Raw genomic sequence first — 25,864 nt, 5'->3', positions numbered from 1 at the left:
TTATTTTAATGCCTCCTTTAAATTTTCAGCATTGGAATTCATCAAATCTAGATAACTTATTCCATTGATAAAATCATCATTCGTAATATTATGGCAAGAGTGCATTAACAATTTCTTTGCACCAGTTGATTCGCAAATAACATCAGCCATTTTTTCATTTGAAAGTTCAATATGAAATACTACAGGAATACTTTCAGATTTTACTTTATCAATTAAAAATGCAACTGTAGATGCACTGGCTTCAGATTCTGTAGAGCAACCTGGAAAAGCTGCATAGTATTTTAATCCATAACTATCTGCAAAATATCGAAATGGAAATCTATCACCAAATACTATAGTTTTTCTTGATGCATTAGAAACAATTTCTTTATACAATTTATCTAGATCTATTAAACTCTTCACATATCCTTTTGCATTAGCTTCATAAATATTTTTATTATTTTGGTCTTTTATCACTAAAATCTCTTTTATTTGTTCTACTATCTTAATTGCATTTCTAGGAGAAGTCCAAACATGTTCATCATATTCAATTTCTTCATGATGATTATGTCCTGATAGCTTCTCGGAAATCTCCTCTTCATTTTCTAATTCATCATGATCATGTTCATCCTCCATACCTTCAACTATCTCCTCCTCTACTGCATCAACACAGTCTAAAAGAGATATTATTTTCATATTGCTTATATCCATGGATTCTAAAATCTTATCTACCCATTTATCTGATTCACCTCCAACATAAATAAAAATATCACTACTTTGTATTTTTATAATATCCTGTGGTGTAGGTTCATAAGAGTGACTTTCTGAACCAGGTTTAATAAGCATTGTTAAATCAACAGAATTTCCTGCAATTTCCCGTACAAAATCATATTGAGGAAATATTGTTGTAACAATCTTTAATTTATTGTTTACATCATTTTTATTATCTTTACTATTTGAATTGCACCCTATAAGGGCAAAAATAATTATTGTAAAAATAAGAATAAAAGATATTATTCGTTTCATAAAAACCTCCAAGTTTTATATTTTAAGCATAAAAATAAAAGGTCATACTAAGCTAATCTTAGATTTTCTCAGTATTCCTTTTATGGAAGTTTTTAATTGTCCATTCTTACCTTAAGTTTCACTGGAGTAAATATAATAACTTTATATGTAATAAACAATATAGTAACAGTTAAAGGCAAAATAATAGTATTTATATTTTCTCCTTCAATTTTTCTATTAGATAACTGTTTCAATACATTTTTAGCCGAATCAATATTTGAACATACTTTACAATGTTCTCCCATACAATCATGATCAATCTCTTGTATAAAGTACATCATAGAAAGAAGAGACACAACAATAAAGCAGAGGCATAAAAAGATAGCAGATATTCTTTTAGTCGATAATTGCTTTTTCATTTTCTTCTCCTTTTTTCTAGTCTCAATTTATTTTATATTTCTTGCACATTCAGTACAAGTTCCATAAAATATAGTCTTAATAGAATTTATATCAAAACCATGCTCTTCACATAAATGTCCTTGAATATTGTCTAATGATCTACAATTAAAATTTCTTAACATACCACATTTTTCACATTTAAAATGATAATGCTCCTCAGAGTGATTCAAGTTACCTATATATTCAAAAATAGCTTCCGTCTCTCCGTCTAAGACATGTTTTTTCACAAATCCTTCTTTGACTAATTTGTTAAGGTGACGATATATAGTAGTCATTCCAATGTTTTGATTATTATCCTTAAAATTTTTATAAATTTGTTTTACAGTAAAATGCTCGCTATTTAAGGATTTTATATAGTTTAAAAGAATATCTTTCTGTTTAGTTTTATATTCACTTTTCTTCATTATATCACCTATAAAGTATAAATTGAAAATCATTTTCATTTTATCATCTGTAATATTTCATGTCAATGAATATGATAATAATTTTCAAAAAAAGAGCAATCCAAGGATTGCTCTTAAGATAATTCTCTAATTCAATTTATATATTATCAATTAAACCTATACTAATATTATCTTACAGATTTTATTGCTTCATATGCATTAACTATACCTGCTCCATATTCGTTTGCAGGACCAGCATATGTTGCTGTATCTTTAAGGATTCTTCTAGCTTGTTCCGGAGTTATATTTTTGTTTACAGATTTCATTAGTCCTGCAACACCTGCTACGTGAGGCGTAGCCATAGAAGTTCCTGAAAGAAGTGCAAAATCACTATTAGGATATGTGCTATATATCTTTACACCTGGAGCCATTACATCAACTCCACCAGTTCCATAATTGGAGAAATCCGCTCTTTTCCCTTTCTCATCAACTGCTCCTATAGCGATTACACTTTTATATCTTGCTGGATAACCTATTTCATTTCTATAGTCATTTCCAGTTGCCGCTACAACTATTAATCCTCTCGAAGTTACTGTTTCACAAGCTTGGTTCATGCTTTCACTATAGCCCCAACCTCTTATTGACAGGTTGGCAACATCAGCATTTACATTTCCTGCATGAAGCAATCCTTGCATTATATCATATGTTGTACCAGATCCCCTATCATTCAACACTTTAATTGGGATTAGAGTAGCATATTTCATTACTCCTGATACTTGTCCATAACTAGCTATGGTTCCAGCAACGTGAGTACCATGTCCAGCTCTATCCATAAAATCATATGAATCACTTGTGGTAAAGTTTTTACCTGATGCTCTATCTACAAAATCTGCTAAATTTGGATGTGTATATTGAATTCCAGTATCTATAACTGCAACTCTTACATTTCTGCTTCCTTCTGAAATATCCCAAGCCTTTGGAATACCTATCATATTGTAATGCCAATATTGAGAGTTATGAATACCTGTCACATTCATGTCATCTAGCTCTTCAGCTAAATTATCTTCATCCGCTTCAACTTCATAGTTAGGTTCTATATAGTTTACTTTTAATCCTGACTCTTCAAGATATTCTCTTAATTTTTCTATAACTTCTTGAACATCTTCATCAGTATTTTCATATTTTACTAAATATACATAACCTATTTCATCAATAATTGTATCCATAAAATCATTACTCTTAAGACTACTTACTTTATTCTCATCGTCAAACAAAGACGAAATCAATGAACTTTCAACTTCAAATTCACCATTATTTATAACATCAATATGATTTTCAGTTCTAGAGTTAATACTTTGTATTCTGCTTTCAATGTCAGTTTTTTCTATTGATACAATCAATTCCCCTGGTATTACTGAATCCATTTGATCTTTTAATTCTTTAGCAAAGGATGGCATTCCAATAGTCACCAACATAACCATTATCATTAGCAAACTAAATATTTTTTTCATACTGTATACCCCCTAGTTTTTATTTTTAATTTTCTTTTGTAAAATATCTGCAAATCATTATTGCCTCTATTCCCTTTTTCAGTTTATGCGATAACCCTCTGCTTAAACATTTACTTTGCACATGAACTTTATCCAATGTCACCCATCCTCCTTTAATTTCTCCAAAAGCCCCTTCGACATCTTAGTTCCATAAAATATAAAAGCCGATGTTATCTTCGGAGATTCTTCTGTAATATTTCTTGTGATGGTTTCTACTTTCTGTTTCCCCTGATAAAATAGTTTCTTCATCATATTTCCCCCCTTTCTTCATATTAATTTTAATAACTAACAGAGTGCTCCAATTATAAATAATAAATTATATTTAATTGGAATCACATCTGCTTCTAAGAAAATATAATGTATTAATTCAATTATAGAAATTGCCAATACCCTTATATTTTTCTTAGACATACATTTATGAAATAGATTTTATTAATGTACTTATTTTCATTTACCACTTACCACTGTTTTCTTATAAAAAATTTCCAACCAATAACACTACAAAAGTTATTATAATATTTGATAATATATTCCATCTTTAGTATAATAATATTAACATATTTTTTGGACATGCAACCACATTATGGAGTAAGCGTTGAAATTTTGGAGCAAGCGTTATTGTCTGAGAGGTGAATTAAATTGTTAAATATCGCTATTTGTGAAGATAATTTATCTTTTGCTAACTCCTTAAAAGACATTGTTTCAAACAAACTCTTCCCTTTAATAATAGAATACAATATATTATGTTTTAACTCAGGAGAAAAGCTTCTAGAGCATTACAATACTTCATTAGAGAAATTTGATGTGATTTTCTTTGATATTGACTTGCCAGGTATTAGCGGAACTGAAACTGCTAAAAGAATTAGAAGCTTTGATAAAAATGTATTATATATTTTTATCACCTGCCTTGATGATGAAATATATAAAATACTGGATTTAGGAATTTTCAATTTTATTAGAAAGCAATATTTTAAGACAGAAATTAATATTGTAATTAAACAACTAATAAATAATATAGATAATTGTATCTCCAAATACCCATTCCCTTGTAGAAATGAAACTTTATACCTTATGCTTTATGAAATAATATACATTGAAGTATATAATCGAAAAATTATTGTTCATACCTTAAATGAAACCTTTACCTCAAATTATCGTACAACAAAAGAACTTCCTTTTAATACAGAAAGCAATAACTTTTTTGAATTATATAGAGGAATTATTGTAAATCTTAATCATATAAGTAAATTTAATAAAGATAATGTAATTATGAGTAATGACGACAAACTTTATATCTCTTGTAGAAACCTATCTAAATTTAAAAAAACTTTCTTTTCTTTTAAGGCTATGAGAGGTGATCGCTTTGATTTCTGAAAAGTTATTATACATGTTAACCCTTTCATTTTTTGATGGTTTCATATTTGTCTTTCTTATACACAAATTAGCATTGCATAATAAAAAGAATAAACTATTTCACAGTTTAATAATATTTTTATTTATGACTTTAGCCATATTTTTCCTAACTATATTCCGAATTAATTTATATATAAAAATTATAATTATTTCCTCTTTAATGCTGTTATCTTTGAACCTTTACGAATTAAATAGACTAAGTATATTGTTAATTATTTTATCCTATTATTTCTTCCAGATTATAACTGATATTTTTATATCTATGATTATTTCCAAGATATTTTCTATAAAAATCAACATTTATTCAATTACCTATACATTTAATATATTTATCATTATATTAATTAGTAAATTCACCATATTATTAATTGTTGATTTTATTGGAAATAAGTATATTCCTTATAATCTTGTACTACCAAATAGCATTAATTTATGTATTGTTTTTCTACTAGGAACCTCAATTAGTTCTTTACTGACATTCTTTTATATTTCAATAACAAAGGGTTTGGAATTAATGAGAACTCCAATTTTTGTACTCTGTATATTTATAATTATGATTAACTATATAGTAATTTTTCTACATCATAAATCCTATAATTTTTATATTGCTTTAAGAAACGAAACAACAAAACAACTATTCAGCAAGTTAAGTGAAGATTATTTTAATAAAATTCAAGAAGAAAGTAAGGAAATTTCTAAGTTATGGCATGATATGAATAATCAAATTCTTGTAATGGAAGGCATTAACAATAATCATATTAGTGATGGTTATTTAGACTCTTTAAAGTATAAAATGGATTCTGTATCTAAAAGTCTTAAAACTGGCAATCATATTTTAGATATTATTCTTAATAATAAGTATTTAGAAGCAACAAAAAAAGGAATAGACTTTGACGTTAAGGCAACTATTCCTTCCACTATATTAGTAGAAGATATAGACTTAAGTTCTATTTTATTTAACACCATTGATAATGCCATTGAAGCAAATCTTAATTGTATTTTAGATAAAAAATATATAAAACTCGTTATTACAAAGGAAGATAATTTTATCTATTATAAGATTAAAAATTCCTATTCAAAAATAGGATATAAAGACATCTATCGTTACTTTAATAGGAAAAATAACATTGACTCAGGTTATGGGTTAAATATTGTAAAAGATATTGTATATAAATACAATGGTAATATTACTATAGATCAATCAAAACATGAATATAGTGTAACTATTATAATTCCTCTATAATTTTAAAACTAGTATCAATATATTAAATGGAAAGTTTTTTTATATAAAAATAGCCTTAAAAGAAATTTATAAAAACATACTAAAACAAGAAATATAATTCTTAGTATAAGCTTTAATCAAGAAAATAGATTAAAGCTTATACTTTCTATAAAATAAATAAAAATAGTCCTAACCTTTATTAAGTCAAGACTATCTTCCAAATTAATCTAACTAAAAACTATTCGCTTTTATTTCAAACAAGTTATATCCCTTTATTACTATACTGAATATATCATATCATGATATTCTTTATTCTTTTCCATCTGTGCTTTCGCATAGGGACAAAGAGGAATTATCTTTTTATTTTCCTTTCTCATCCAATCAACAAGCTCTTTTAATAGTAATTTTCCAACACCTTGACCATTTAACTCATCTGCTACATAATGAGGAGGTGTACTATGTCAAATTTAAAAATTGATGATTCTACAAGATTAATCGGTACCTTAAGACTTGGAAATAATGTTTATATTGCACAAGGTTCAGTTCTTCGCTCAATTGATTATTCAATAACTATTGGAAATTCATCATGGATCCTTGAAAATTCTGTCCTTTATAAATCTGAAATTTTATATTTGATATCAATAGTTAAGATAAGTTTTAACTCCCTCTGCTATAGCATTTGCTATCTTATTTTGATATTTATCAGTTAATAATAAATTAGCCTCCTTTTCATTGGTTAAGAAACCACATTCTATTATTATAGCAGACACTTTTGTTTGATTAAGCACTATTAAATCTTCTCTCTCTACTATTCCCTTATTATCTGCTCCAGTATTTATTAATATTTCATCTAATACCATTTGAGCCAGAGTTTCATTGCCTAAATCTTTGTTACTATCTTTATCGGGATAATATAAAACTTGCACACCATTTACAGTAGTATTATTTTCAAGAGCATTACAATGAATACTAACAAATAATCTAGCTCTTTTTCTATTTGCCAAGTCTGCTCTTTCAGTATTATCTATATACTCATCTGTATCTCTAGTTAAAATTACTTTATAATTCATTGATTTCAATTTCTTGCTTAACTTCTTAGCTATATCTAAATTTATATCTTTTTCATAAATATTATTAATGCCAATTGTTCCAGGATCATTTCCACCATGCCCAGGGTCTATTACGATAATATCCTTTTCCTCCAAAACGCTTCCTATTATAGAAGACCCTTGAAATATCTTTACACCAATGAATATTAGAATAATTAATAAAATCACTGCTCGTATTCTTCGAAATATCATGAATTTTCCTCCATTATTATAATGATTGTTTTTTATATCTTCTGCTTAATTCTATTTTCAAGTATCAAATATAATTTAGCCCTCAACCTCGATAAATTTTAAATCTATTTTACTTTCACTTTAAAATCTTTTCTCTCTTAATATGTTTTTACTCTAAAGAATATGTTCTCATCATCAATCAAAAAATTCACCTGTTATACGCTTATTCACAATGACATATTCAGGTTACCACTACTATGTAATGCAGTTAATTTGCTATCTCCTAGACTACTTTGAATCATAATATTTAATGCTCCATGCACTCACCTACTTATTAAAAATAGAAAAATCTATTCCTGCTATATAGTATAATATCATATTATGCAGAAATAGACTTTACTAAAAACCTTTTTTATAGGGATTTAATTATATCTAACTTTTTATAATACTATTCTGAAGACAATTTACTTAATTCTTCCTCTATTATTTTCTTATCTAGTCTTTCAAATAAAATATCAAACTCACCTATTTTTTCTCCTATGGCTATATTTATATACTCCCAAGTATCTGAATCACATTTCAGCCAGTACTTGACTTTAGCTGATGAAAATGGTAAAAACGGATGGAGTAAATTAGCTATATTTCCTATGGCTACTAAACAATTATAAATAGTATTTATACATTGAATTTTATCTGTATTGATTGTACCCCAAGGAGTTGTTTCATCAAAATATTTATTTATACTTCTAATGAAATCAAATATTTTCTCTACAGATGCTTTTAAATTTCCACCTTCTATAAATTTTCCAACATCTTTATATAAAAGAACAATTTCTGACTTTATATTATAATCTAGTTGACCTCTTGGTATCTCACTATCAAAATACTTTCTTGCAAATACTAAAGTTCTATTTACTAAATTACCATATACTCCTAATAATTCCCCATTATTTTTATTAACAAATTCCCGCCAAGAAAAATCAGTATCCCTTTTTTCTGGACCATTTACTATAAAGAAATACCTCAATGAATCAATATTATATCTTTCAATAATATCTGAAATCCATACTGCCCGATTATTGCTGGTGGATATTTTCTTTCCTTCTAAATTAACATACTCACTTGAAACTATATTATCTGGAAATTTATTAATACTAGCACCACTTAATAATGATGGTAAAATTATTGTATGGAACGGAATATTATCTTTCCCATGAACATAATAAGCTATAGTTTTACTATCCCAAAATTCTTTCCAGTTTTTATGGTTTTTTAATCCCCATTTTTTGCTTACAGTTAAATAACCTAATACTGCATCTACCCATACATATATTTTTTTATCCTCATAACCTTTAATCGGTATATCTATTCCCCACGAAAGCTCCCTTGATATAGCCCTATCCTGTAAGCCTTCATTTAAATATCTCTCTGTATTATTAACTGCATTTATTCGCCAGTTTCCTTTACTTTTATCTAGATGTTTTCTTACTTCTTTCTCAAATTTTGATAGCCTAAAGAATAATTGTTTTACCTTTTTAACTACTGGTTCACTACCACAAAGTTTGCATCTTCTATCCTCCAGTTCAAGAGGATCTAAAATAGTAGAGCAGGCATCACATTGATCTCCCCTAGCAATACTTTTACATACTGGACAAATACCCTCAACAAATCTATCAGCCAAAAATTGATTACATTTTTCACAAAATAATTGCTCTACTTCTTTTTCATATATTAAATCATTATCATATAATATTTTAATAATATCTTGAACTTCTTTTTTGTGATATTCATCATCGGTCCTAGAATATATATCATAGGAAAATCCTAATCTATCAAAACAGTATTTGAATTCATTATGATATTTATCTGCAATTTCTTTAGGAGATATATTTTCTTTTTTAGCCCTTATGGATATTGGTGTACCATGACAATCAATTCCTGATACATACAATACCTCTTCACCTTTTGCTCTAAAATACCTTGCTATAATATCCCCTGGCAATAATGCTGCTATATGACCTATATGCAATGAACCATTAGCATATGGCCATGCTCCACCTATAAAAATATTCATATATTTCCCTCCTATTATTTTAATAAATAAAAAAACTCCCGCCCCTAAGAAATATTCTTAGGAACGAGAGTTTAACTTCGCGTTACCATCCTAATTCACCTATATCTCACGATATAAGTCTCATCAAGTACGTCACAAAATGTGATTATACCCTATCACTATAACGGGTGAACCCGTTGCAGCCTAAATCCTATGATCTCGGTGCACAACTTCAAGGCCATTTTCACTTTAATATTCTTTGCACCTTCTCACCAACTAGGAGCTCTCTGTAAAAGCACTCTTAAAGTTACTTTCCTTTTCTAAGTATTTTAATTATTATATGTATTATATTCTATATTATAGTTAAAGTAAATATCATTTATTCATAAAGTTTATATAGAGCATAGATTATATAAAGACTTTCTTGGTAAAACAAATTACAATTTATCTATAATATCCAAAGTATAATAAAGAATTTTCTTTAATTATATACATATTCTAGCTGCTAAAATATACGCAGCATTTGTAGTTATTATCTCTAAATTCAAAAAATCTCTTTGACTCTAAAAATCTAAAATAAACTAATAAATCTTATATCGCAATCAAATTCATATGTTTCAAAAGGCACTAAATTAATATACTCCCTATGATTATGTATTAACTTAAGTGCCTTATTAGTTAGTGTATAATTCTAAAACACCTTTTTATTCTTTTGTAAGATAATTTGTTACTTTATTTTCAGTTAATTTACCTTGATACCATTCATCATATACAGTAGGAATCTTTTCCTCTAACAAAATATTCTTTATACTATCCTTATTTTCCTCATAATTTGCTTCTTTAGCTTCTTTCTTTTCCTCTACTTCAATTATATGATATCCAAAGTCTGTTTTTATTGGCTCACTAATTTCATTTACTTTTAATTTAAATGCTGTTTCTTCAAATTCTGGTACCATTTTTCCCTTACTAAAAAATCCTAATTCTCCACCAGATTCTTTATTTGATGTATCTTTTGAATATTCCTTCGCTAATTCAGCAAAATCTCCTCCAGATTTTAATTTTCCTAAAACTTCATTAGCCTCTTCTTCTGTATCTACTAATATATGACGAGCTCTTACCTGCTCTTCTTGTTTAAAACTATCCTTATTTTCTTTAAAGTAATTTGAAAGTTCTTCTTCTGATATAGTAATACTAGGTTCAAGAAGTTTTTTTACTTTTAAGTTCATAGTAATATTATCTTTTAAATCTTCTAAGGTATATCCGTAATATGCTAGTGCTTGGTTAAAAGCTTCCTCTCCACCAGAATTCTTTTGGATCTCCTCAATTTCTTTTTGAATATCTTCTTCACTTACTTCAATTTTTTGTTTCTCAGCTTCTAGATTAATAATTTTTTCAGATATTAAAGAATCCAATACTTGCTCACCATTTTGCTCAACTAATATATCATATAGTTCATCTTTTGTTATAACTTCATTATTCACCTTAGCTACAATATCTTCTTTCTTGCATGCTGTCATACTCATCATTAATAATAAAATCGTTGCTAGTATCGTGTACTTATAAATACTTGGTTTTTTAATCATGCTTAAAAATCCTCCAATCTTTTCTTTTCTAAAATAGATTTTGATATAAGAATTATATTATATCAATTATATAACATAAATGTGGTTTTTTTGTGTTATTATTGTAAAATTTAATAAATATATTTTAAATCTTAGAAATCATGCCTCACAAACCTAGAAAGAATATGCTACATACCCCTGACCATTCCACTATATAGAGGGTACTTTATATAAAATCTGCATTAGCAAAATTATTTACAAATAAATCTATTTTAAATCAAAAATAGAGAGTAACTTAAATACCACTCTCCATTTTAATACTTAAATGTAATAAAAATTAATGTTTTTAGAATAATACTCTTTAAACAAACTTATGATGAACTTGTAAAATTAGTTTTTCTATAGTATAAAAATTTAATAATAATTCAATTAAAAGTACGGAATTATGACAGCTATCTATTTAATCCCAAATAAAAATCCAAGTGTTATTTATTTTAAAATAATTGATTTCTTTTTTCTAATGGGCCCGTTTTATCAAATACAGTCGGAAATTTCAATAAATCTTCAGGTAAAATATGGTATGATAGTATATGAGGAGTGATTTATATGAAAAATTCAGCAAAAGAATTGCGCAAACCATTATTGGAATCTTTCATTATAAGCTTTTTAATTTTTATATTTTTTAAGTTAAAGATTAGCACATTTTTTTACTTATTTGTATATCTTTCAACTGTTGCTCTAATACCTGATTGGCTTAAAAATAATGACATAAGTTGGGGAAAGAAATTATCTTTATCTATATTTGTTGGTGCAATAAGTATGGCAACTATTATATACATCTATGGAATAGGCAGGACCTTATATAGCTATATTATTTTTTTCAGTACTATGATTATATTCAGTATAATAATAGATTGTATAAAGAAAGTTATTAATTATGTAAGAAAAAGCATTAAAAATCAAGTTAATGATTAATGGATAATTTAAAACAAACTTTTAGAAAAATATATTACGTTAATATAGAATAGAATAATAATAATCGTCTGTATAATATACAGACGATTATTATTATTCTCATCTTATTTCTTTTTTACTGGATAGCATACTTCTGTTACCCATTCTTCAGGGTTTTGTGTTTCATGAGGACTAACATGATAAATACAGAAGGATAAACCATTAAATTCATATCCATTATCACGAATCCAATTTGCCACAGCTTCATTTACATCTATAATTTGGTCATAACTTCCCTTATAAGTAGCTGATGCAATTTGAATAGGAGCAACAGTCTTAAATTTAACATTTTCCGTATCCTTGTAATTTCCTCGTACAGATTTTTGGACTTCTACGTCTACACCATTTTCTTTATATTCTCCATCATGGAAAATAGCTAAAGTATAACATGGATCTCCATTTTGCACATGAAGAGGCTCTGTTTCCTCCATGAGAATATGCCAAAGCATCCCTTCCTGACTATAATCAGGAATCATCTTACGTACACTTGCCACATATCTCTCTGGAAGCTCTTTTAAGGTTACATTATAATTCATTGTACTATCATCCTTTCCAAGTCGCCGAATAGTAGTCTCAATGAGCAGTAAACGTCGATTGATTTCTTCTGATTCTTCCCTAATCTCTGTCTGTTTTAGCAATAAATATTTTTTTAAAGCCTGTGGATCTTCATAGCTTCTCAATATCTCAGAAACCGACGACAAACTAAATCCCATATCCTTTAGGGCATTAATACGACCTGCAAGAGGCAATTGTGCTTCACTATAATATCTGTACCCTGTAAAATCGTCTATACTTTCGGGAATAAGTAAACCAATCTCATCATAATGACGTAGCATTCGTATACTGATCATTGATAGTTTTGAAAAATCACCTATTTTTAACATTTATCTTACCTCACATATATGTGTTTTTTTGAGCTCAATTATAGTATAGAGTATACCATAGTGTAAGAGTCAATATATAATTTTAAAATTATATATTGACTCTTACAATCTGCGTCATTTAAATTAAATACTTATTTTAAAAATGAATATCAAAATTTTCCTTTCTTGAATATATCTTTCAGTTCTTCAGATGCTTTTTTTATATCTGGTTCCGAAATAATAGCTGAGACTACTGCAAGTCCGTTGATATTTATATCTTTAAATTGATCTATTGTATTTTTATTGATTCCTCCTATTACTACAATAGGAAGTTTAATATATTCTCGTATTCTTATGAGTTCATCCATTGGTGTAAATTTTGCATCTGTTTTTGTTCCTGTAGCAAACATGGCTCCAATACCTAAATAATCTGCACCATCTGATTGAGCCTTTATTGCCTCCTCAAAATTAGATGCAGATACACCTAGAATTTTATTGTCACCAATTAATTTTCTTGTAATAGTTGCTGGTATATCACTTTGACCTATATGTACGCCAGCAGCATCAACTGCCAGTGCAATATCAATTCGGTCATTAATAATTAATGGGACCTGATATTTATCAGTGATTTCTTTTATCTTTATGGCTATCTCAAAGAATTCCAAAGATGAACAGTCCTTTTCTCTCAATTGTACCAAGGTACAGCCACCTAAAATCCCCTGTTCCACAGCAGTTTCCAATTTTTCCGTACTCATAAGCTCTCTATCTGTTATAAGATAAAGTGTATAATCAATATTTGGTTTCATCTATCTTCGCCCTTTCTGAAAAATAAGTTTTATTCATATTTGATAATGCATCAATGATACCAATATGGAAACTACCTTTTCCTATTTCTTTATATTTTTCAAAGGAAACCTCTCCAGCAATTCCCATTGCAGTAATTCCTGCAACTGCTGCTGTATAGTAATCCTTTGTTATACCGCAGAAACTACCTACAAGAGCAGATGTCATACAGCCTGTCCCAGTTACTTTGGAAAGTAGTTTATGCCCATTGGCTATTTTAGCAATTCGAATGCCATCTGAAATAACATCTACCTCTCCTGTAATTCCCACAACACAAGAGTATTTATTTGCCACTAATTTTGCAATTTTCACTGCATCATTTTTTTCATCTGCTTTTGCAGTATCAACTCCTTTTGTAGAAACATTTAGTCCCGCTACAAAGGAAATTTCTGATAAGTTTCCACGAATTACATCTATTTTTACTTGTGAAAGAATTTTCTGTGTTGTTTTATTCCGCAATGAAGAAGCACCTGCACCAACTGGGTCTAAAACTACAGGTATATGAAGTTCATTGGCTTTTTTTCCCGCCATAATCATTGAAGTAATAGTTCGTTGATTTAAAGTTCCTATATTTATTACAAGAGAAGAAGATATTGAAACGATTTCTTCCACTTCTGCAACATCATCTGCCATAATAGGTGATGCTCCTATTGCCAAAATCGCATTTGCGCAATCATTTACTGTAACATAATTAGTGATATTATGGACCAGTGGAGTTTTTACCCTAATTTCATTAAATAAGTTCAGACAATTATTAGTTAAATGATTCATTGTTATTCCCAACCTTTCTTTTATTTATAATAAAGCATATAGCCCCAATCGCTGCCATTACAGGTAATGTGATTCCTACAATAGAATTGTAAGGCATAAGTAAACGGTAAACGATAAATCCAATTACCCACAAAACTATATTTCCAATACTATGAGAAGAACCAGGTTCTATATCTGTTTTATGTAGTAGAAAATAATCCACAAACAAAATAGCAAACAACGGTGCAAAGACTGAACCAATAAGGTATAAAAAATTCTCATATTGACTAATAGGAACAAACATTGCCAGCAATACACCTATAACACAAGCAATAACAGCAGCGAGTTTCTCATTAACTTTTTTACTCAAATTTGCTGTGCTTACTCCTGCAGAATAAACATCTAGAAATGTAGTAGTTACTGTAGAAAATATAACAATTACAAGGGCAACTAATCCAAGTCCTGCAGACATTAATATAGTTGTAATATCTGATGTGCCAGTATATATTGCTGCACCCAGTCCAATTATAAACATTACTGTACTACCAACAAAATAGCTTATTACACTCCATAAAGTCCCTGTGGTTTTCTTCTCCAATCTCCTTGTATAATCAGAAATAAGGGGCAGCCAAGAAAGGGACATAGCTACATTCAGCTCAACTGCCATACCAAAGCTCATGGTTTCTTCCATTACAATTACTTCTCCAGTATTCTTGAAAACTGTAAACCCAAGAATAATTGTAAATAGAAACAATAATGTCATTACCACAGTATTTAATTTCGCAAGACTTTTAATACTAATCACTACCCAAAGGCAAATTAATAAGCCAATAACTACACACCATAGTCTTTCATTTTGATATCCCCAAAGATGATTCGTAATTCCATCAAATGCCTTTGCCCCATTAACAATCATAATTGCAGTCCAACCAAGAAGCTGTAATATATTAACCCATGAAAACCCAAATGAGCCATATTTACCAAAAGAAATACGAATAGACTCAGCAGAAGAAAGACCAGTTTTCGCACCAATTAATCCTGCTGGAAATAAAATAGCCCCTCCAATTATATGACCAATAATAATGGCCCAAATGCCTTGAGTTAGTCCTAAAGGAGCAAGTAAAGCTCCTGTCATAATTTCAGCAATAGATATTGCTGCCCCAAACCATAACAATATCTGACTAAAAGTAGACATCTGTTGATTTTCATTTTTCATTATAAATCTCCTTTACTTTCTTTAATATTTAAACCATTTTTGTATAGGTCATGAAAATGATGTGTTGGTCCATTGCCTTTACCAATGTTTAATGAATGCTCAATTGCCATTGTAATATATTTTTTAGCCTGTTCTACAGCAACAGGCATATTCATGCCAAGTGCAAGATTAGATGCAATGGCTGATGAAAATGTGCAACCTGTTCCATGGGTATTTTTAGTATTTATACGTTGAGTCTCAAAATAATAAAACTCTTTACCATCATATAAAATATCCAATGCATCTCCAACAGCATGTCCGCCTTTAACAAGAACATTCTTGCAACCCATATTATAAATAAGCTTTGCCGCTGTTTTCATATCTTCTGTATTACTTATCTTAATATTTGATATCTTTTCTGCTTCTGGAATATTAGGCGTAAGCAAATCAGCATAGGGTATTACAACTTTAATTAACGTATCTATGGAATCTGGATTCATAAGTGGACAACCGTTTTTTGCATACATTACAGGATCTATTACAATATTTTCGGGTTTATATTGCTCTAGTTTTCTTGCCACTGCCTTCATACACAATTGTGTAGACAACATACCAATTTTTACTGCATCAACTTCAATATCCTCAAATACTGCATCAATCTGCTTTTCAATCATATCTGGAGTAATATCCTGTATATCAATAACTCGACTTGTATTTTCTGCTACTACTGAAACAATTACACTCATTCCAAACACCCCATGGGCAGAGAATGTTTTTAAATCTGCTTGTATTCCCGCACCTCCACTACAATCTGATCCAGCAATACTAAGTACTTTTTTCATTAAAATTCCTCCCTTTTTATTTATATAATAAATTAGGGTACTTCTCTACACGGAGAAGCACCCTAATCATATACGATAAAATAAATGACTTGCTTCCCTACGTTGGTATTAACCAACAGGTTCAAAGGGTCAGGTTTTACCTTCTCAACTACTTACAGTCCCCCCGCAAATATTACTATATTCTTTTTTGTACTTTATAACTTATACATTAAATAATAATAGGGTACTTCTCTACACGGAGAAGCACCCTAACCATATACGATAAAATAAATGATTTGCTTCCCTACGTCGGTATTAGCCAACAGGTTCAAAGGGTCAGGTTTTACCTTCTCAACTACTTATAGTCCCCCCACAAATAATACAACATTGATTATATCCCATAGCAATAATATAGTCAAGTTATCCAATACAATTCCAACTCTAACTATAGTCAAATTTAATAATAGCTTTGATATTTATAATAATATATATTTAGAGACAAATATTTTGTAAGCTTAAATATATTGGATAAACTAATGAAACAAAAAACAAAATAAATCAGTTCTTTATAAGGTATAAGTAATATTGATTGAGGAAGTAATTTGTGAAATAAACTTAATCCATTTAGCTAAAAATAAATTAAAACATAATTAAGGGAGTTCTTAAATGTGCTATATTGTTTTTGATTTAGAATTTAATCAGGATTTTTCTTCTTTCGGCGAACAAAATACTATCATAAAAAGATCCAGATATCCTTTTGAAATTGTCCAAATAGGTACAATAAAGCTGGATTCAGATTTTAACACCATAGCAGTTTTTAACCGCTATGTAAAACCAACTATTTATTCGAAAGTAAATTCATTTATTACAGAATTAACCAGCATTACTACAGAACAACTTCTTATGGAAGAACCATTTCCTGAAGTTTATAATGCCTATATTAAGTTTATAGGTAATACCGAATCTATATTTTGTATTTAGGGTATGTCTGATATAAAATAACTATTTAGAAGTGCCGACTATTATAAATTAGATCTGAAATCTTTGCCTAAAATGTTCATTAATCTCCAGCCTTATGTTTCCAAATATTTGGGTATTTCTGAAAAAAAGTTACTCGGTCTTCAAAATGCTATAGAGATGCTTGATATTCCAATAACGTATAACTTTCATAATGCACTTTATGATGCCTACTACACTGCAGAGATATTAAAAAAAATATATACTTCATCGATTCAACCAAGATCCTATGATCCATCATATATAAAAATTAGACCAATACAACGCAAAAAACAGATAGATTATGATAGCCTTATTCAGCAGTTCAGAAAAATGTATGAAAGAGATATGACTGAAGAAGAACAGGAGATGATTAAATTAGCCTATAAAATGGGAAAAACACATCAGTTTCTAAAATGATTTAATTTTATAGCATTGTCAAATTTGCTTAGCTTGCCACCATGCAAAAAAAGCTAATATATGGCACATTAGTTGATGAATTATTGCCAAGTTATTCCTTTACCCAATAACTGCTGCAATCGTTAGTGCGCTCAATAAACCCATATTCTATTAAGGCTCTTCGAATAGTGGCATGGTCCTCATGTATTCTTTGTAAAATTCTATTTATCTCTTTTTCAGAGTATTTTTTTCCTTTAGAAAAATGCTTAACTATTTCAGATAAAACTATTATTTTCTTTTTTTCCTTAGCAGGAAATGTTTTTATTGCTCCACTTTCATCCATATAGTTTTTAATTGTACTTTCTCTTTCCTTATCGGTGATGTTATATCTATCATCTATAGTAGTTGCTGTTTTATGGGCATCACATAAAATATCCTTGTCTAATATGTTTATCTTCTTTGTGTTCAATGATATCAATTCCATCATCGCTAAAAATAATCTTGCTTGCTTTTCTTTTTCACGTAATTTATAACGATGATTTCTTATAGTAGACTGTGCTACCCCTAGCTTTATGGCAATTTCCTTATCAGATAATCCTGCTGCTATTAATATTAGCAGTTCTCTTTGAACCTCTGATACCCCTATAAATGATGGGTTCATTTTTAATAGATATTCTAGAATAGAGCCATGTTTTTCTAATATATGAAGTTCAGCGGCTTTTCTTGAATCATAAAGTATAGAATCTATTTCATATATTCTCCCCTTTGCAAATTCATCCTCACAAATTATACATTTATAACTTTCCGCTAACTCAACATACCCTTTTTTCATCTCTTCAATAGTTACATTCCAAAATAGTTCCTTTTTATTTTCATTCATTTTACTCAACACCCTTCAACATATATTTATATGTTGATTGTATACCATTTTTGACTTATTGTCTATATATAAGTAAACATTTTATGACTTTGTCTATTGTTACGTTTTTTTGCTGACAAAAAAGTAGTAGTCCTATATAAGAGCTACTACTTTTTTCTTTGTATGTTATTTATATTCATCAATGTAAATTCAATTTACTAAGTTAAATATTTATAATATAAATTCTAATTCTTACTCAACAAATTAGAATTTACTTCAACAGGGTGAAAACTTATCAACCCTTCATAAGAAAATCGTATTTATTTATGGTACGGTTCAACGTTCCTAGTTCTAATACTTTGATATAGTTAAATCGTCATATTCTACAGCTATAAATTAAAGTAACTAAGTGCATTGCTTATAATCTATGTTATAACGCTTTTTCCCTTTTATTCCCAATATATAATCCACCCCGCACTTCTTCAACATAAATAAATCCTAAATTCTCATAATAGCGGTTTAATTTAACATTTGCTGTTTGACAGTCTAAGCGTAGTTTTCTTTTGCCGTGCTCAATTGCTATATCTTCACAATATTTTATGATTGCTGCACCTGCACCCTTTGCCTCCAAATCAGTTACCAAATTATGTACGTAATAAGCAGGCATCTCATCTTTCCATCGTTTATCTGTATCATTCAATACAACAGCTCCAACAATTTTATTAGATTCCTTTTCGCTCAAAACATATAATTTATGTTTTAAAACACAGTCATCAAAATACTCTTTTGGGTAACATTCCATGTAATTTGTCTTATTCCATTGCTCAATACCACAACTATCCATCCATTGGATTCTTTTTCTAATTAAAAGTAAAATATCAGCAATATCTTTTTCTTGGGCTAAACTAAAATTATATCTTATATTCATTAATTATCCCTCCCAGGATATAAATAGTCTTATCGATAAGTAAACTACTATAATTTCTGGATAAAACAAATATGCACATCTATATAGAATTAGTAACTATGTGAAGTGTTGTATTCATAACTTTTCATTATAATTCTTTCTTAAAAAAATATTGTCCATAGTCATTAAAACATGGTTCTATTTTTCCGAATAGTTGATAACCTTGTTTCTCATAAAAAGCTGGAGCTTGAAATCCAAAGGTATTTAATATAATTCTTTTTACATCTAACCTAATGGCTTGTTCTTCAAGATAAGTCAATAATTTTGAACCATATCCATTTTTTCGATATGCGTCATCAACAAATAAATAGTCAACCGTAATACAATCCATATCTCTTGATGCAACAATACCAGCAATGCACTCACCATTTTCATTTTCAATACAGTAAGACAGGTCTTCACTATCTGTAATATATCGACTATTATACTCTTGTAAACGTCTATGGATATAGTTAGCCTTTTCTTCACTGCAACTTTTTATCTGATCCATGCAAATCACCCTCTCAAAATATAAATTAGTTTTTGATGCTCAAAAGGGAGCAGCCACCTTTTTAAAAATGTTATCTTGGTGCAGGCAGCAGGACTGCCTACACCCAGTTATGCTCATTATGCGTTGTGATACCATTCTAGCGCTTTTCTTTCTAATTCCTTAACAAACTTATCTTTACCATCACAATAAGCCTCAATATCAGAAGGAAACATAGCAGCTAATCTGCTCTTTAGTTCTCCATATTCAAATGCATCCTCTGGGTGTGTTCTTAAATAATCACGAACGGCTAAATGCCTTTCAATATCATTAGAGTTACTTCTTTCAAATATATGAATTTGATGGGTTCTGTTTTCCAGCCCTTTTCTAAAATATCTTCTGCCAGCCATACCAAATTCGCCTTTTGGCTCGTAACCAAGAGCTTCAAACTCCTTATTATAATCATCAACTTTTGTAATATCTCTTACCACAGGCATAATATCAATAATTGGTTTAGCTTTTAGATTTCCTACTGATGTGCTTCCAATATGGTAAATATCAACTAATTCATTTCCAAGTATATTTTTGATTTTTTCAGCTTCTTCCAGATATAAATTTGGCCATTCGCTGTTATACTCTACAACTTCAACTTTCATATAAATAGCCTCCTTCCAAATAAAATATAGTTTTTCATATTATTTCTAAATTATAATTATCATGAAATTACGCTAATCTCATTCGACCAGTATAGACTATACCAACAATACCATTTATTTCTTTTACCCGTTCTACTTTTAATAAAAAGGCTATCTTGACTTTCTACAAACATTAATAATTGTATAATTTTCATTTCATGCTTGTACCCTTGATAAGCTCCATATGCAGGATTGGAAAAGGATTCCCCTGTTCATCCGTTTCAGATCTATCATATACCTCAAAGCCTGAATGTTTATAAAATCCTAAAGCCTGTTGATTTTGTTCATTTACATCAACAAAATGTGCTTCAAGCACATTTATTGCATAGTTAATAAGCAATGTTCCAATGCCCCTTCCAAAATGTTCAGGACTTATAAACAACATTTCTATTTTACTATTTTCTACACCCATAAATCCAGTCGGTTCTCCTGATTTATCCTTAGCTATCATAAGCTTATCGACTTCTTCAATACCCAGTTTCACCTGTGGAAGCAACATAGCAATATCATTTTCTGTTAAAAACAAGTGGGTCGCCTTTACAGAATGTTTCCAAATACGCAAGAGTTTTTCTGTCTCTATTGAATTTCGCGATATAGCCTGTTCAATTAAAATATCTCTCATAAACTCACCTCTAATTACAAAATTTGTCTATAATCTTACAAACTACCGTAGCTTTAATATAGTAGAATACATTGTGTTATATATAGCAGTAGAATATCCAATTCCTTACATTATAAGCTAAGCTGATTATAAATTCAATTAATTTATAACTACTCCTTCGATTATAAATCATATAAAGGAAAGAAAATTTATCACTGTAAGTAAAGAAGTTATAAGAGACAATAAAATTTTCTTAGATTTAGTTTTTGAAGATATTTAGCAAGGCATTGAATTTGCTTTTGTATATGGGAAAAATATAAGAATCATACAGCCTGTTAAAGCAGTTAATGAATTTAAAGCAAAAGCTGCTGAAATTATTCAGCTATATAAATAATTAAAATTAACGCCTAGCACCCCGCGTCATACCAACAGAAAACTTTGTAAACCCTAATTTTTCATAGTAAGGTTCTAACTTTTCCACACAGAGTAACTGCGGAATTACTCGCTTTTGTTCACAGTATTGAACCAGTCTACTTATTATTTCTTTACCAATTCCTTTTGATTGATAATCGGGCAACACGCACACACCACATATCACTCCTGTAACAACTCCATCGGATATGACACGCCCCATACCCACCAACTTATCCGCCTCAAAAGCATATACTGCATACCAACTGTTCATACACATTTGTTCCAACTCATCAGTTGTTAAATTAAGTGAATTCCATCCTAAAACTTTATATAAATCTAATAATTCTTTAAAATCAGCAGGCGGTTCTACTCTATAATCAATTATTTTCGTTATTCCACTTGTCATAAATAGTTCTCCTCTCATATATCCAATAGTTAATCTCTTTTCTATCTCTTAAACGATGCCCTTTCATTCAATATTCCCATTTTGTAAAAAACATATATTTCAATAATCGATGTTGAACTATCCCAGTATGCTTTTATGCTAGTACCGTATCGCTGATATAAATTGTATATTATAAAAATGATGCTTCGCTAATTTGTTTATACTTTATTTTTAAGACATACTTTTATTTCTCTTCCAGATTTCATAAATTCTCCTTTATATATGACAATAGGTGTCATGTTTAATAGCTATAATAATATTTAGCGGTAACCAAATAACAATAAAATTATTCTTGACTCACCATTGCAAACTTCAAGGGAACAGTATTAAATAATATAATAGAACTAACAAACATTAATTCATCAATAGGTACAATAATATTAAAAGATTATACCGAAATTAAAAACAGAAATAAGTAGCTAATAAAGTGATATTAAATGCTCCTAATATTCTTATATTGTGATAGAATGTTGCTGTAAAATTACATCTTAAATAAACCTTCCATACTTAAAGTTATATAACATTACCTGAACAATTTGTTCTTTGCTATTTTGCTAATACATTCTAAATTCCATCCCATCATAAGAACATCAGTTGAAAATCCTTTAGGGATTTCACATCTCTCTCTGTTATGATCACTGCTTCTTCAACTTCACCGATTAAAATAGGAGAAATGCCTTTCATGGCTGTCCTCACCTTAGGGTAAAAGTCCAGAAAGAATGTCCATGTCTCCTTGGATGTGGTACCAGTACATACCCCTCACGTAGCCGGTTCAATAACCACTCTGAATAAAAGGCCGGAATATCTGTACGACGGCTTACACTGACAATCATTTCACATCTTCCTTTCCAGCAAAAAGTTTACTGTACTGTGTAGGTGACATACCTACTAAATGTCGAAAAAACCTGTAAAATGTTGAGAGACTGCCAAAGCCACATTGCAAAGCAATAGATAGAATCGTGTCCTGTGAGTTCAACAAAAGTTCTTTTGCCTTCTCAATTCTAAGTTTATTGATATATTGAACTGGAGTTATGCCTAACTGATCCTGAAATATCCGGATCATACTGTTTTTGCTAATACCAATTCCATCGATCTCCTTTTTAAGCTGTTTTGGATCAGTATAAAACTCATCGATCACCTTTTTAATTCTTTCGATAGTCTCTCTTTTGGGTTCAAATTTCAAGAGATCAGGTCTGCACCGCTTACAAGGGCGAAATCCAGCAGTTTGAGCCTGCTCAGCAATATCAAAAAATACCACATGATCTCTTTTTGGACTTTTAGATTTACAGGACGGTCGACAGAAAATACCGGTTGTTTTCACTCCATAGAAAAACTGACCGTCATGAGATGAATCACAATCAATGGCAATTTTCCATTTTTCTTCATCGCTGAGTAGCATGTATACCACCTTCTTTTTTTATTTTCGCTTCATATCACGGATTATCCCTTTGGTTTCCTTATCTATACGGTAGGATTCTGTTATTTTTTGCAATGCTTTATTATATGTGAAATCATCTAATGTATTCTGCTTCAAATAGGACATGGTCTGCTTCGGCAGTTTAATATAACAGATAGAAATAGCCCAAGCAACTGCCATCTTAGCATAATACCCCTCATGCTTGACGGCATCCAATACATCTAGTACACGATTAATATATTTCTCGTCTATATAATAGGACAGCAACATTACTATAGCAAACCTAAGCTCATATTCCTGCACAGAACGAAAATATATCTGTAAAAAGTCCCAAACACGATCCCGATTTTCCACTGTAAACTTAAGCCCAGTGCAAAAGCTATCGCATATTGACCAGTTGTCAATTTTGGGCACAAAGCTGCTTATATATGAGAGCCGTTCTTCCACTTCACAGGGTGCGTACCCAATCACCATGCCTTGCAACATTATCTCTTCGAAATAGTCATTTTCCGCGGTGTTCAGGTATGTGCACCAATCTGCCTTTGCAATTTGCTTTGCCAGCTTGCGAAGCTGCGGCAGACGAACACCAAGTATTGTATCAATATTGGGCAAAAGTTTGGAGGAAAAGTTCTGATAATCTTCTTCCGCAAGTCTCATAAGTTGTTCACGAATCATGTCCATAATCGTATCACCTCGTTTTCTCTATATTAGATTTTGGAGGTCGATGTTTCCCCCGTTTGATTTCTATTTCTAGCAGATGCAATTCTCCGTAAACACTTTGCACCTCTTCCAAAATTTCATCAATTGGTACACAGCTTTCTTTTAGATGGCTGAGAATTTCTTCAACCGCCTTCGTATAGTCAGCTTTGTATTTCGCATTTAGTTGTGTCCAAAGGAAAGTCTCCACAAATAAATAGAGGCCACCGAACCATAAGGCGAATAGAGTTTTCGATATTCATCAAACTGTTGCTTGGTAAGTTCTTGGAGGCCGTACAGCCTCTTCATCCCTCGGCGTATAGCAAGGTCACCCCAGCTAACCACATTAGGACGTTCCATGCAATTTAAGAGGATCATTTCAGCCGTCCACCGTCCAATGCCAGGCAAGGATATTAATTGTTTAATGACCTCACTGTCGGACAAAGTATTCAAAATAGACAGATCAAATTGTCCTTGTACAATATTTTCTGTAATATCATGAATACAAATTGCTTTTTTCATTGTCATACCACAAGCTTGAATATGGTCAGCAGTGTAAATGGATAGATTCTCTGGTGTGATGTCACCAAAGGTATCCTGCATCCTTGACCAAACAGTATTTGCTGAACGAACAGACACAAGTTGCCCGATAATAGTATAGACAAGAGCTGCAAAAATATCTGGAATAACCTGACGTTCCACCCTCCCAAGACGCCTGATTGCGGCACCAAGGACGGGATCGATGGATGCCAGGTAATTTAATTCTGTCCTGCCGTATTCAAAATACTTTATTTTAACCGTTGACATAGTTCTTTTCCATCTCCAAAAGTTTTTCTTTAACTGCAAGTCCCGCAGCGTAGCCTACAAGCTTTCCATCTGTACCTATAACCCGATGGCATGGTGTAATAATTAAAATCGGATTTTTACCGTTGGCTGTACCCACTGCACGGGATGCTTCTGGTTTCCTAATCACCTCTGCCACCTGCTTGTAGGTACGAGTTTCACCATAAGGTATATCCCGCAAAGCAGCCCATACAGTTTGCTGAAAATCTGTACCTTCCGGTGCAAGGGGTAGGTCAAAGGATTTGAGCTTACCATCAAGATATTCCTCCAGTTGACGTGCTGCTTCCTTTAGTAACGGGGTTTCCTGCTCCACGTATTCTGTGGACTTATGTTCTTTGCCAAAGAAGAGTTCAATAATTGCACCGTTTTTTTCTACAATACCAAGCAAACCGAGGGATGTCGGATAGAAAGCAATGTTTTTCATATGAATAACCTCCTTGTCTTATTATATCTTTAGTATACATTTATTTCATCTAGTATGTCTTCCGAAATTTCACCATTTAATTTTCATTATGGTAATGCAACGTAAAGTATTGAATAAGATGGTGGAGAAGTACACTCCGCAATTTGCTGGAAAAGAACTTCCTGATAACATGATTAAGGGCACTGCTGTAATTGAGATTGATATCGTAGAGTGTACAGGAAAATATCATAAATAGGGCAAGTCCGCATTT

Annotated in this window: 30 protein-coding genes, 1 pseudogene, 2 riboswitches and 1 other annotated feature; of the genes and pseudogenes, 5 read left to right on the top strand and 26 right to left on the bottom strand. The window is 30.4% G+C overall.

The window, feature by feature from the left end; genetic code table 11:
* From ABWP20_RS07580 to ABWP20_RS07560, 5 genes are all read right to left on the bottom strand, one after another.
* A complete protein-coding gene (locus ABWP20_RS07580) occupies positions 1–1,005 on the bottom strand; it encodes a metal ABC transporter substrate-binding protein (protein ID WP_353095184.1) in 1,005 nt (334 codons plus the stop codon).
* Positions 1,006–1,097: 92 nt separating this feature from the next.
* Positions 1,098–1,403 carry a hypothetical protein gene (locus ABWP20_RS07575; protein WP_353095183.1) on the bottom strand — a complete coding sequence of 102 codons (306 nt, stop codon included), beginning with the start codon at positions 1,401–1,403 and terminating at the stop codon, positions 1,098–1,100.
* 27 nt (positions 1,404–1,430) lie between these two features.
* Positions 1,431–1,847, bottom strand: coding sequence for a Fur family transcriptional regulator (locus ABWP20_RS07570; protein WP_353095182.1), 417 nt, complete (start codon positions 1,845–1,847; stop codon positions 1,431–1,433).
* Positions 1,848–2,014: 167 nt separating this feature from the next.
* The gene (locus tag ABWP20_RS07565; RefSeq protein ID WP_353095181.1) at positions 2,015–3,337 is read right to left on the bottom strand and encodes a S8 family serine peptidase; all 1,323 of its coding nucleotides are present in this window, start codon (positions 3,335–3,337) and stop codon (positions 2,015–2,017) included.
* A 138-nt stretch (positions 3,338–3,475) separates the two neighbouring features.
* Positions 3,476–3,625 carry a hypothetical protein gene (locus ABWP20_RS07560; protein ID WP_353095180.1) on the bottom strand — a complete coding sequence of 50 codons (150 nt, stop codon included), beginning with the start codon at positions 3,623–3,625 and terminating at the stop codon, positions 3,476–3,478.
* Between the two features lie 390 nt (positions 3,626–4,015).
* Here ABWP20_RS07560 and ABWP20_RS07555 point away from each other — a divergent pair, with 390 nt between their 5' ends.
* Together ABWP20_RS07555 and ABWP20_RS07550 are read left to right on the top strand one after the other, a co-directional pair.
* A complete protein-coding gene (locus ABWP20_RS07555; RefSeq protein WP_353095179.1) occupies positions 4,016–4,750 on the top strand; it encodes a LytR/AlgR family response regulator transcription factor in 735 nt (244 codons plus the stop codon).
* Between the two features lie 553 nt (positions 4,751–5,303).
* Positions 5,304–6,032 carry a sensor histidine kinase gene (locus ABWP20_RS07550; RefSeq protein WP_353095178.1) on the top strand — a complete coding sequence of 243 codons (729 nt, stop codon included), beginning with the start codon at positions 5,304–5,306 and terminating at the stop codon, positions 6,030–6,032.
* A 257-nt stretch (positions 6,033–6,289) separates the two neighbouring features.
* On the opposite strand, the pseudogene ABWP20_RS07545 reads toward ABWP20_RS07550, so the two are convergent.
* The 4 genes and pseudogenes from ABWP20_RS07545 to ABWP20_RS07530 form a co-directional block, all read right to left on the bottom strand.
* Positions 6,290–6,442, bottom strand: a pseudogene (locus tag ABWP20_RS07545) (GNAT family N-acetyltransferase); the annotation flags it as partial.
* Positions 6,443–6,649: 207 nt separating this feature from the next.
* Complete coding sequence (locus ABWP20_RS07540) at positions 6,650–7,312, bottom strand: N-acetylmuramoyl-L-alanine amidase family protein (RefSeq protein WP_353095177.1); 663 nt, start codon at positions 7,310–7,312, stop codon at positions 6,650–6,652.
* Between the two features lie 427 nt (positions 7,313–7,739).
* A complete protein-coding gene (gene metG / locus ABWP20_RS07535) occupies positions 7,740–9,380 on the bottom strand; it encodes a methionine--tRNA ligase (RefSeq protein ID WP_353095229.1) in 1,641 nt (546 codons plus the stop codon).
* Between the two features lie 41 nt (positions 9,381–9,421).
* Positions 9,422–9,676 (bottom strand) — a binding site (T-box leader).
* A gap of 372 nt (positions 9,677–10,048) precedes the next feature.
* Positions 10,049–10,927, bottom strand: a complete 879-nt coding sequence (locus tag ABWP20_RS07530) for a peptidylprolyl isomerase (RefSeq protein ID WP_353095176.1) — start codon at positions 10,925–10,927, stop codon at positions 10,049–10,051.
* Positions 10,928–11,512: 585 nt separating this feature from the next.
* On the opposite strand from ABWP20_RS07530, the gene ABWP20_RS07525 reads away from it, so the two are divergent.
* Positions 11,513–11,881 (top strand): hypothetical protein, encoded by a 369-nt coding sequence (locus ABWP20_RS07525; RefSeq protein WP_353095175.1) that lies wholly within the window; start codon positions 11,513–11,515, stop codon positions 11,879–11,881.
* A gap of 104 nt (positions 11,882–11,985) precedes the next feature.
* Here the strand turns inward: ABWP20_RS07525 and ABWP20_RS07520 are convergent, their stop codons facing one another.
* The 5 genes from ABWP20_RS07520 to thiD form a co-directional block, all read right to left on the bottom strand.
* The gene (locus ABWP20_RS07520) at positions 11,986–12,804 is read right to left on the bottom strand and encodes a MerR family transcriptional regulator (protein WP_353095174.1); all 819 of its coding nucleotides are present in this window, start codon (positions 12,802–12,804) and stop codon (positions 11,986–11,988) included.
* Positions 12,805–12,953: 149 nt separating this feature from the next.
* Positions 12,954–13,589, bottom strand: a complete 636-nt coding sequence (gene thiE / locus ABWP20_RS07515; RefSeq protein ID WP_353095173.1) for a thiamine phosphate synthase — start codon at positions 13,587–13,589, stop codon at positions 12,954–12,956.
* The gene (thiM, locus tag ABWP20_RS07510) at positions 13,573–14,397 is read right to left on the bottom strand and encodes a hydroxyethylthiazole kinase (RefSeq protein ID WP_353095172.1); all 825 of its coding nucleotides are present in this window, start codon (positions 14,395–14,397) and stop codon (positions 13,573–13,575) included. The genes thiE and thiM overlap by 17 nt, the downstream gene beginning before the upstream one ends.
* The gene (gene cytX, locus ABWP20_RS07505) at positions 14,381–15,592 is read right to left on the bottom strand and encodes a putative hydroxymethylpyrimidine transporter CytX (RefSeq protein ID WP_353095171.1); all 1,212 of its coding nucleotides are present in this window, start codon (positions 15,590–15,592) and stop codon (positions 14,381–14,383) included. Before cytX ends, thiM begins: the two co-directional genes overlap by 17 nt.
* Complete coding sequence (gene thiD / locus ABWP20_RS07500; RefSeq protein WP_353095170.1) at positions 15,592–16,413, bottom strand: bifunctional hydroxymethylpyrimidine kinase/phosphomethylpyrimidine kinase; 822 nt, start codon at positions 16,411–16,413, stop codon at positions 15,592–15,594. Before thiD ends, cytX begins: the two co-directional genes overlap by 1 nt.
* Positions 16,414–16,489: 76 nt before the next feature.
* Positions 16,490–16,588: riboswitch (TPP riboswitch) on the bottom strand.
* A gap of 87 nt (positions 16,589–16,675) precedes the next feature.
* Positions 16,676–16,774, bottom strand: a riboswitch (TPP riboswitch).
* 284 nt (positions 16,775–17,058) lie between these two features.
* Here thiD and ABWP20_RS07495 point away from each other — a divergent pair.
* Complete coding sequence (locus tag ABWP20_RS07495) at positions 17,059–17,373, top strand: exonuclease domain-containing protein (protein ID WP_353095169.1); 315 nt, start codon at positions 17,059–17,061, stop codon at positions 17,371–17,373.
* A 63-nt stretch (positions 17,374–17,436) separates the two neighbouring features.
* Positions 17,437–17,808 carry a hypothetical protein gene (locus tag ABWP20_RS07490; RefSeq protein ID WP_353095168.1) on the top strand — a complete coding sequence of 124 codons (372 nt, stop codon included), beginning with the start codon at positions 17,437–17,439 and terminating at the stop codon, positions 17,806–17,808.
* A 91-nt stretch (positions 17,809–17,899) separates the two neighbouring features.
* Here the strand turns inward: ABWP20_RS07490 and ABWP20_RS07485 are convergent, their stop codons facing one another.
* The 12 genes from ABWP20_RS07485 to ABWP20_RS07435 all read right to left on the bottom strand — a co-directional run bounded on the left by ABWP20_RS07485 (position 17,900) and on the right by ABWP20_RS07435 (position 25,614).
* Positions 17,900–18,667 (bottom strand): DUF2087 domain-containing protein, encoded by a 768-nt coding sequence (locus ABWP20_RS07485; RefSeq protein WP_353095167.1) that lies wholly within the window; start codon positions 18,665–18,667, stop codon positions 17,900–17,902.
* Positions 18,668–19,076: 409 nt separating this feature from the next.
* Entirely contained in the window at positions 19,077–19,574 is a 498-nt protein-coding gene (locus tag ABWP20_RS07480) for a GNAT family N-acetyltransferase (RefSeq protein ID WP_353095166.1), read from the bottom strand.
* Positions 19,575–19,701: 127 nt separating this feature from the next.
* Positions 19,702–20,103 (bottom strand): GNAT family N-acetyltransferase, encoded by a 402-nt coding sequence (locus ABWP20_RS07475; protein WP_353095165.1) that lies wholly within the window; start codon positions 20,101–20,103, stop codon positions 19,702–19,704.
* A 116-nt stretch (positions 20,104–20,219) separates the two neighbouring features.
* Positions 20,220–20,735, bottom strand: a complete 516-nt coding sequence (locus tag ABWP20_RS07470; RefSeq protein ID WP_353095164.1) for a GrpB family protein — start codon at positions 20,733–20,735, stop codon at positions 20,220–20,222.
* A gap of 190 nt (positions 20,736–20,925) precedes the next feature.
* Positions 20,926–21,396, bottom strand: a complete 471-nt coding sequence (locus tag ABWP20_RS07465) for a GNAT family N-acetyltransferase (RefSeq protein WP_353095163.1) — start codon at positions 21,394–21,396, stop codon at positions 20,926–20,928.
* Positions 21,397–21,775: 379 nt separating this feature from the next.
* Positions 21,776–22,195 carry a GNAT family N-acetyltransferase gene (locus tag ABWP20_RS07460; RefSeq protein ID WP_353095162.1) on the bottom strand — a complete coding sequence of 140 codons (420 nt, stop codon included), beginning with the start codon at positions 22,193–22,195 and terminating at the stop codon, positions 21,776–21,778.
* Between the two features lie 731 nt (positions 22,196–22,926).
* Complete coding sequence (locus ABWP20_RS07455; RefSeq protein WP_353095161.1) at positions 22,927–23,067, bottom strand: DUF1848 family protein; 141 nt, start codon at positions 23,065–23,067, stop codon at positions 22,927–22,929.
* Positions 23,064–23,633, bottom strand: a complete 570-nt coding sequence (locus tag ABWP20_RS07450) for a bifunctional transcriptional activator/DNA repair enzyme AdaA (RefSeq protein ID WP_353095160.1) — start codon at positions 23,631–23,633, stop codon at positions 23,064–23,066. The genes ABWP20_RS07455 and ABWP20_RS07450 overlap by 4 nt, the downstream gene beginning before the upstream one ends.
* Before the next feature lie 18 nt (positions 23,634–23,651).
* Positions 23,652–24,332, bottom strand: coding sequence for a DNA alkylation repair protein (locus tag ABWP20_RS07445; RefSeq protein WP_353095159.1), 681 nt, complete (start codon positions 24,330–24,332; stop codon positions 23,652–23,654).
* A gap of 7 nt (positions 24,333–24,339) precedes the next feature.
* On the bottom strand, positions 24,340–24,558 hold the full coding sequence (locus ABWP20_RS18450; RefSeq protein WP_503012517.1) for a UCP014422 family protein: 219 nt from the start codon (positions 24,556–24,558) through the stop codon (positions 24,340–24,342).
* Positions 24,531–25,154, bottom strand: a complete 624-nt coding sequence (locus ABWP20_RS07440; protein ID WP_353095158.1) for a DNA-3-methyladenine glycosylase family protein — start codon at positions 25,152–25,154, stop codon at positions 24,531–24,533. Before ABWP20_RS07440 ends, ABWP20_RS18450 begins: the two co-directional genes overlap by 28 nt.
* Positions 25,141–25,614: a methylated-DNA--[protein]-cysteine S-methyltransferase gene (locus ABWP20_RS07435; protein WP_353095157.1), complete on the bottom strand. Its 474-nt coding sequence runs from the start codon at positions 25,612–25,614 to the stop codon at positions 25,141–25,143. The genes ABWP20_RS07440 and ABWP20_RS07435 overlap by 14 nt, the downstream gene beginning before the upstream one ends.
* Between the last annotated feature and the right edge of the window lie 250 nt (positions 25,615–25,864).

It is taken from the genome of Tissierella praeacuta (genome assembly GCF_040396155.1).
Classification (GTDB): domain Bacteria; phylum Bacillota; class Clostridia; order Tissierellales; family Tissierellaceae; genus Tissierella; species Tissierella praeacuta_A.
This window is presented reverse-complemented; position numbering and strand designations above follow the sequence as displayed.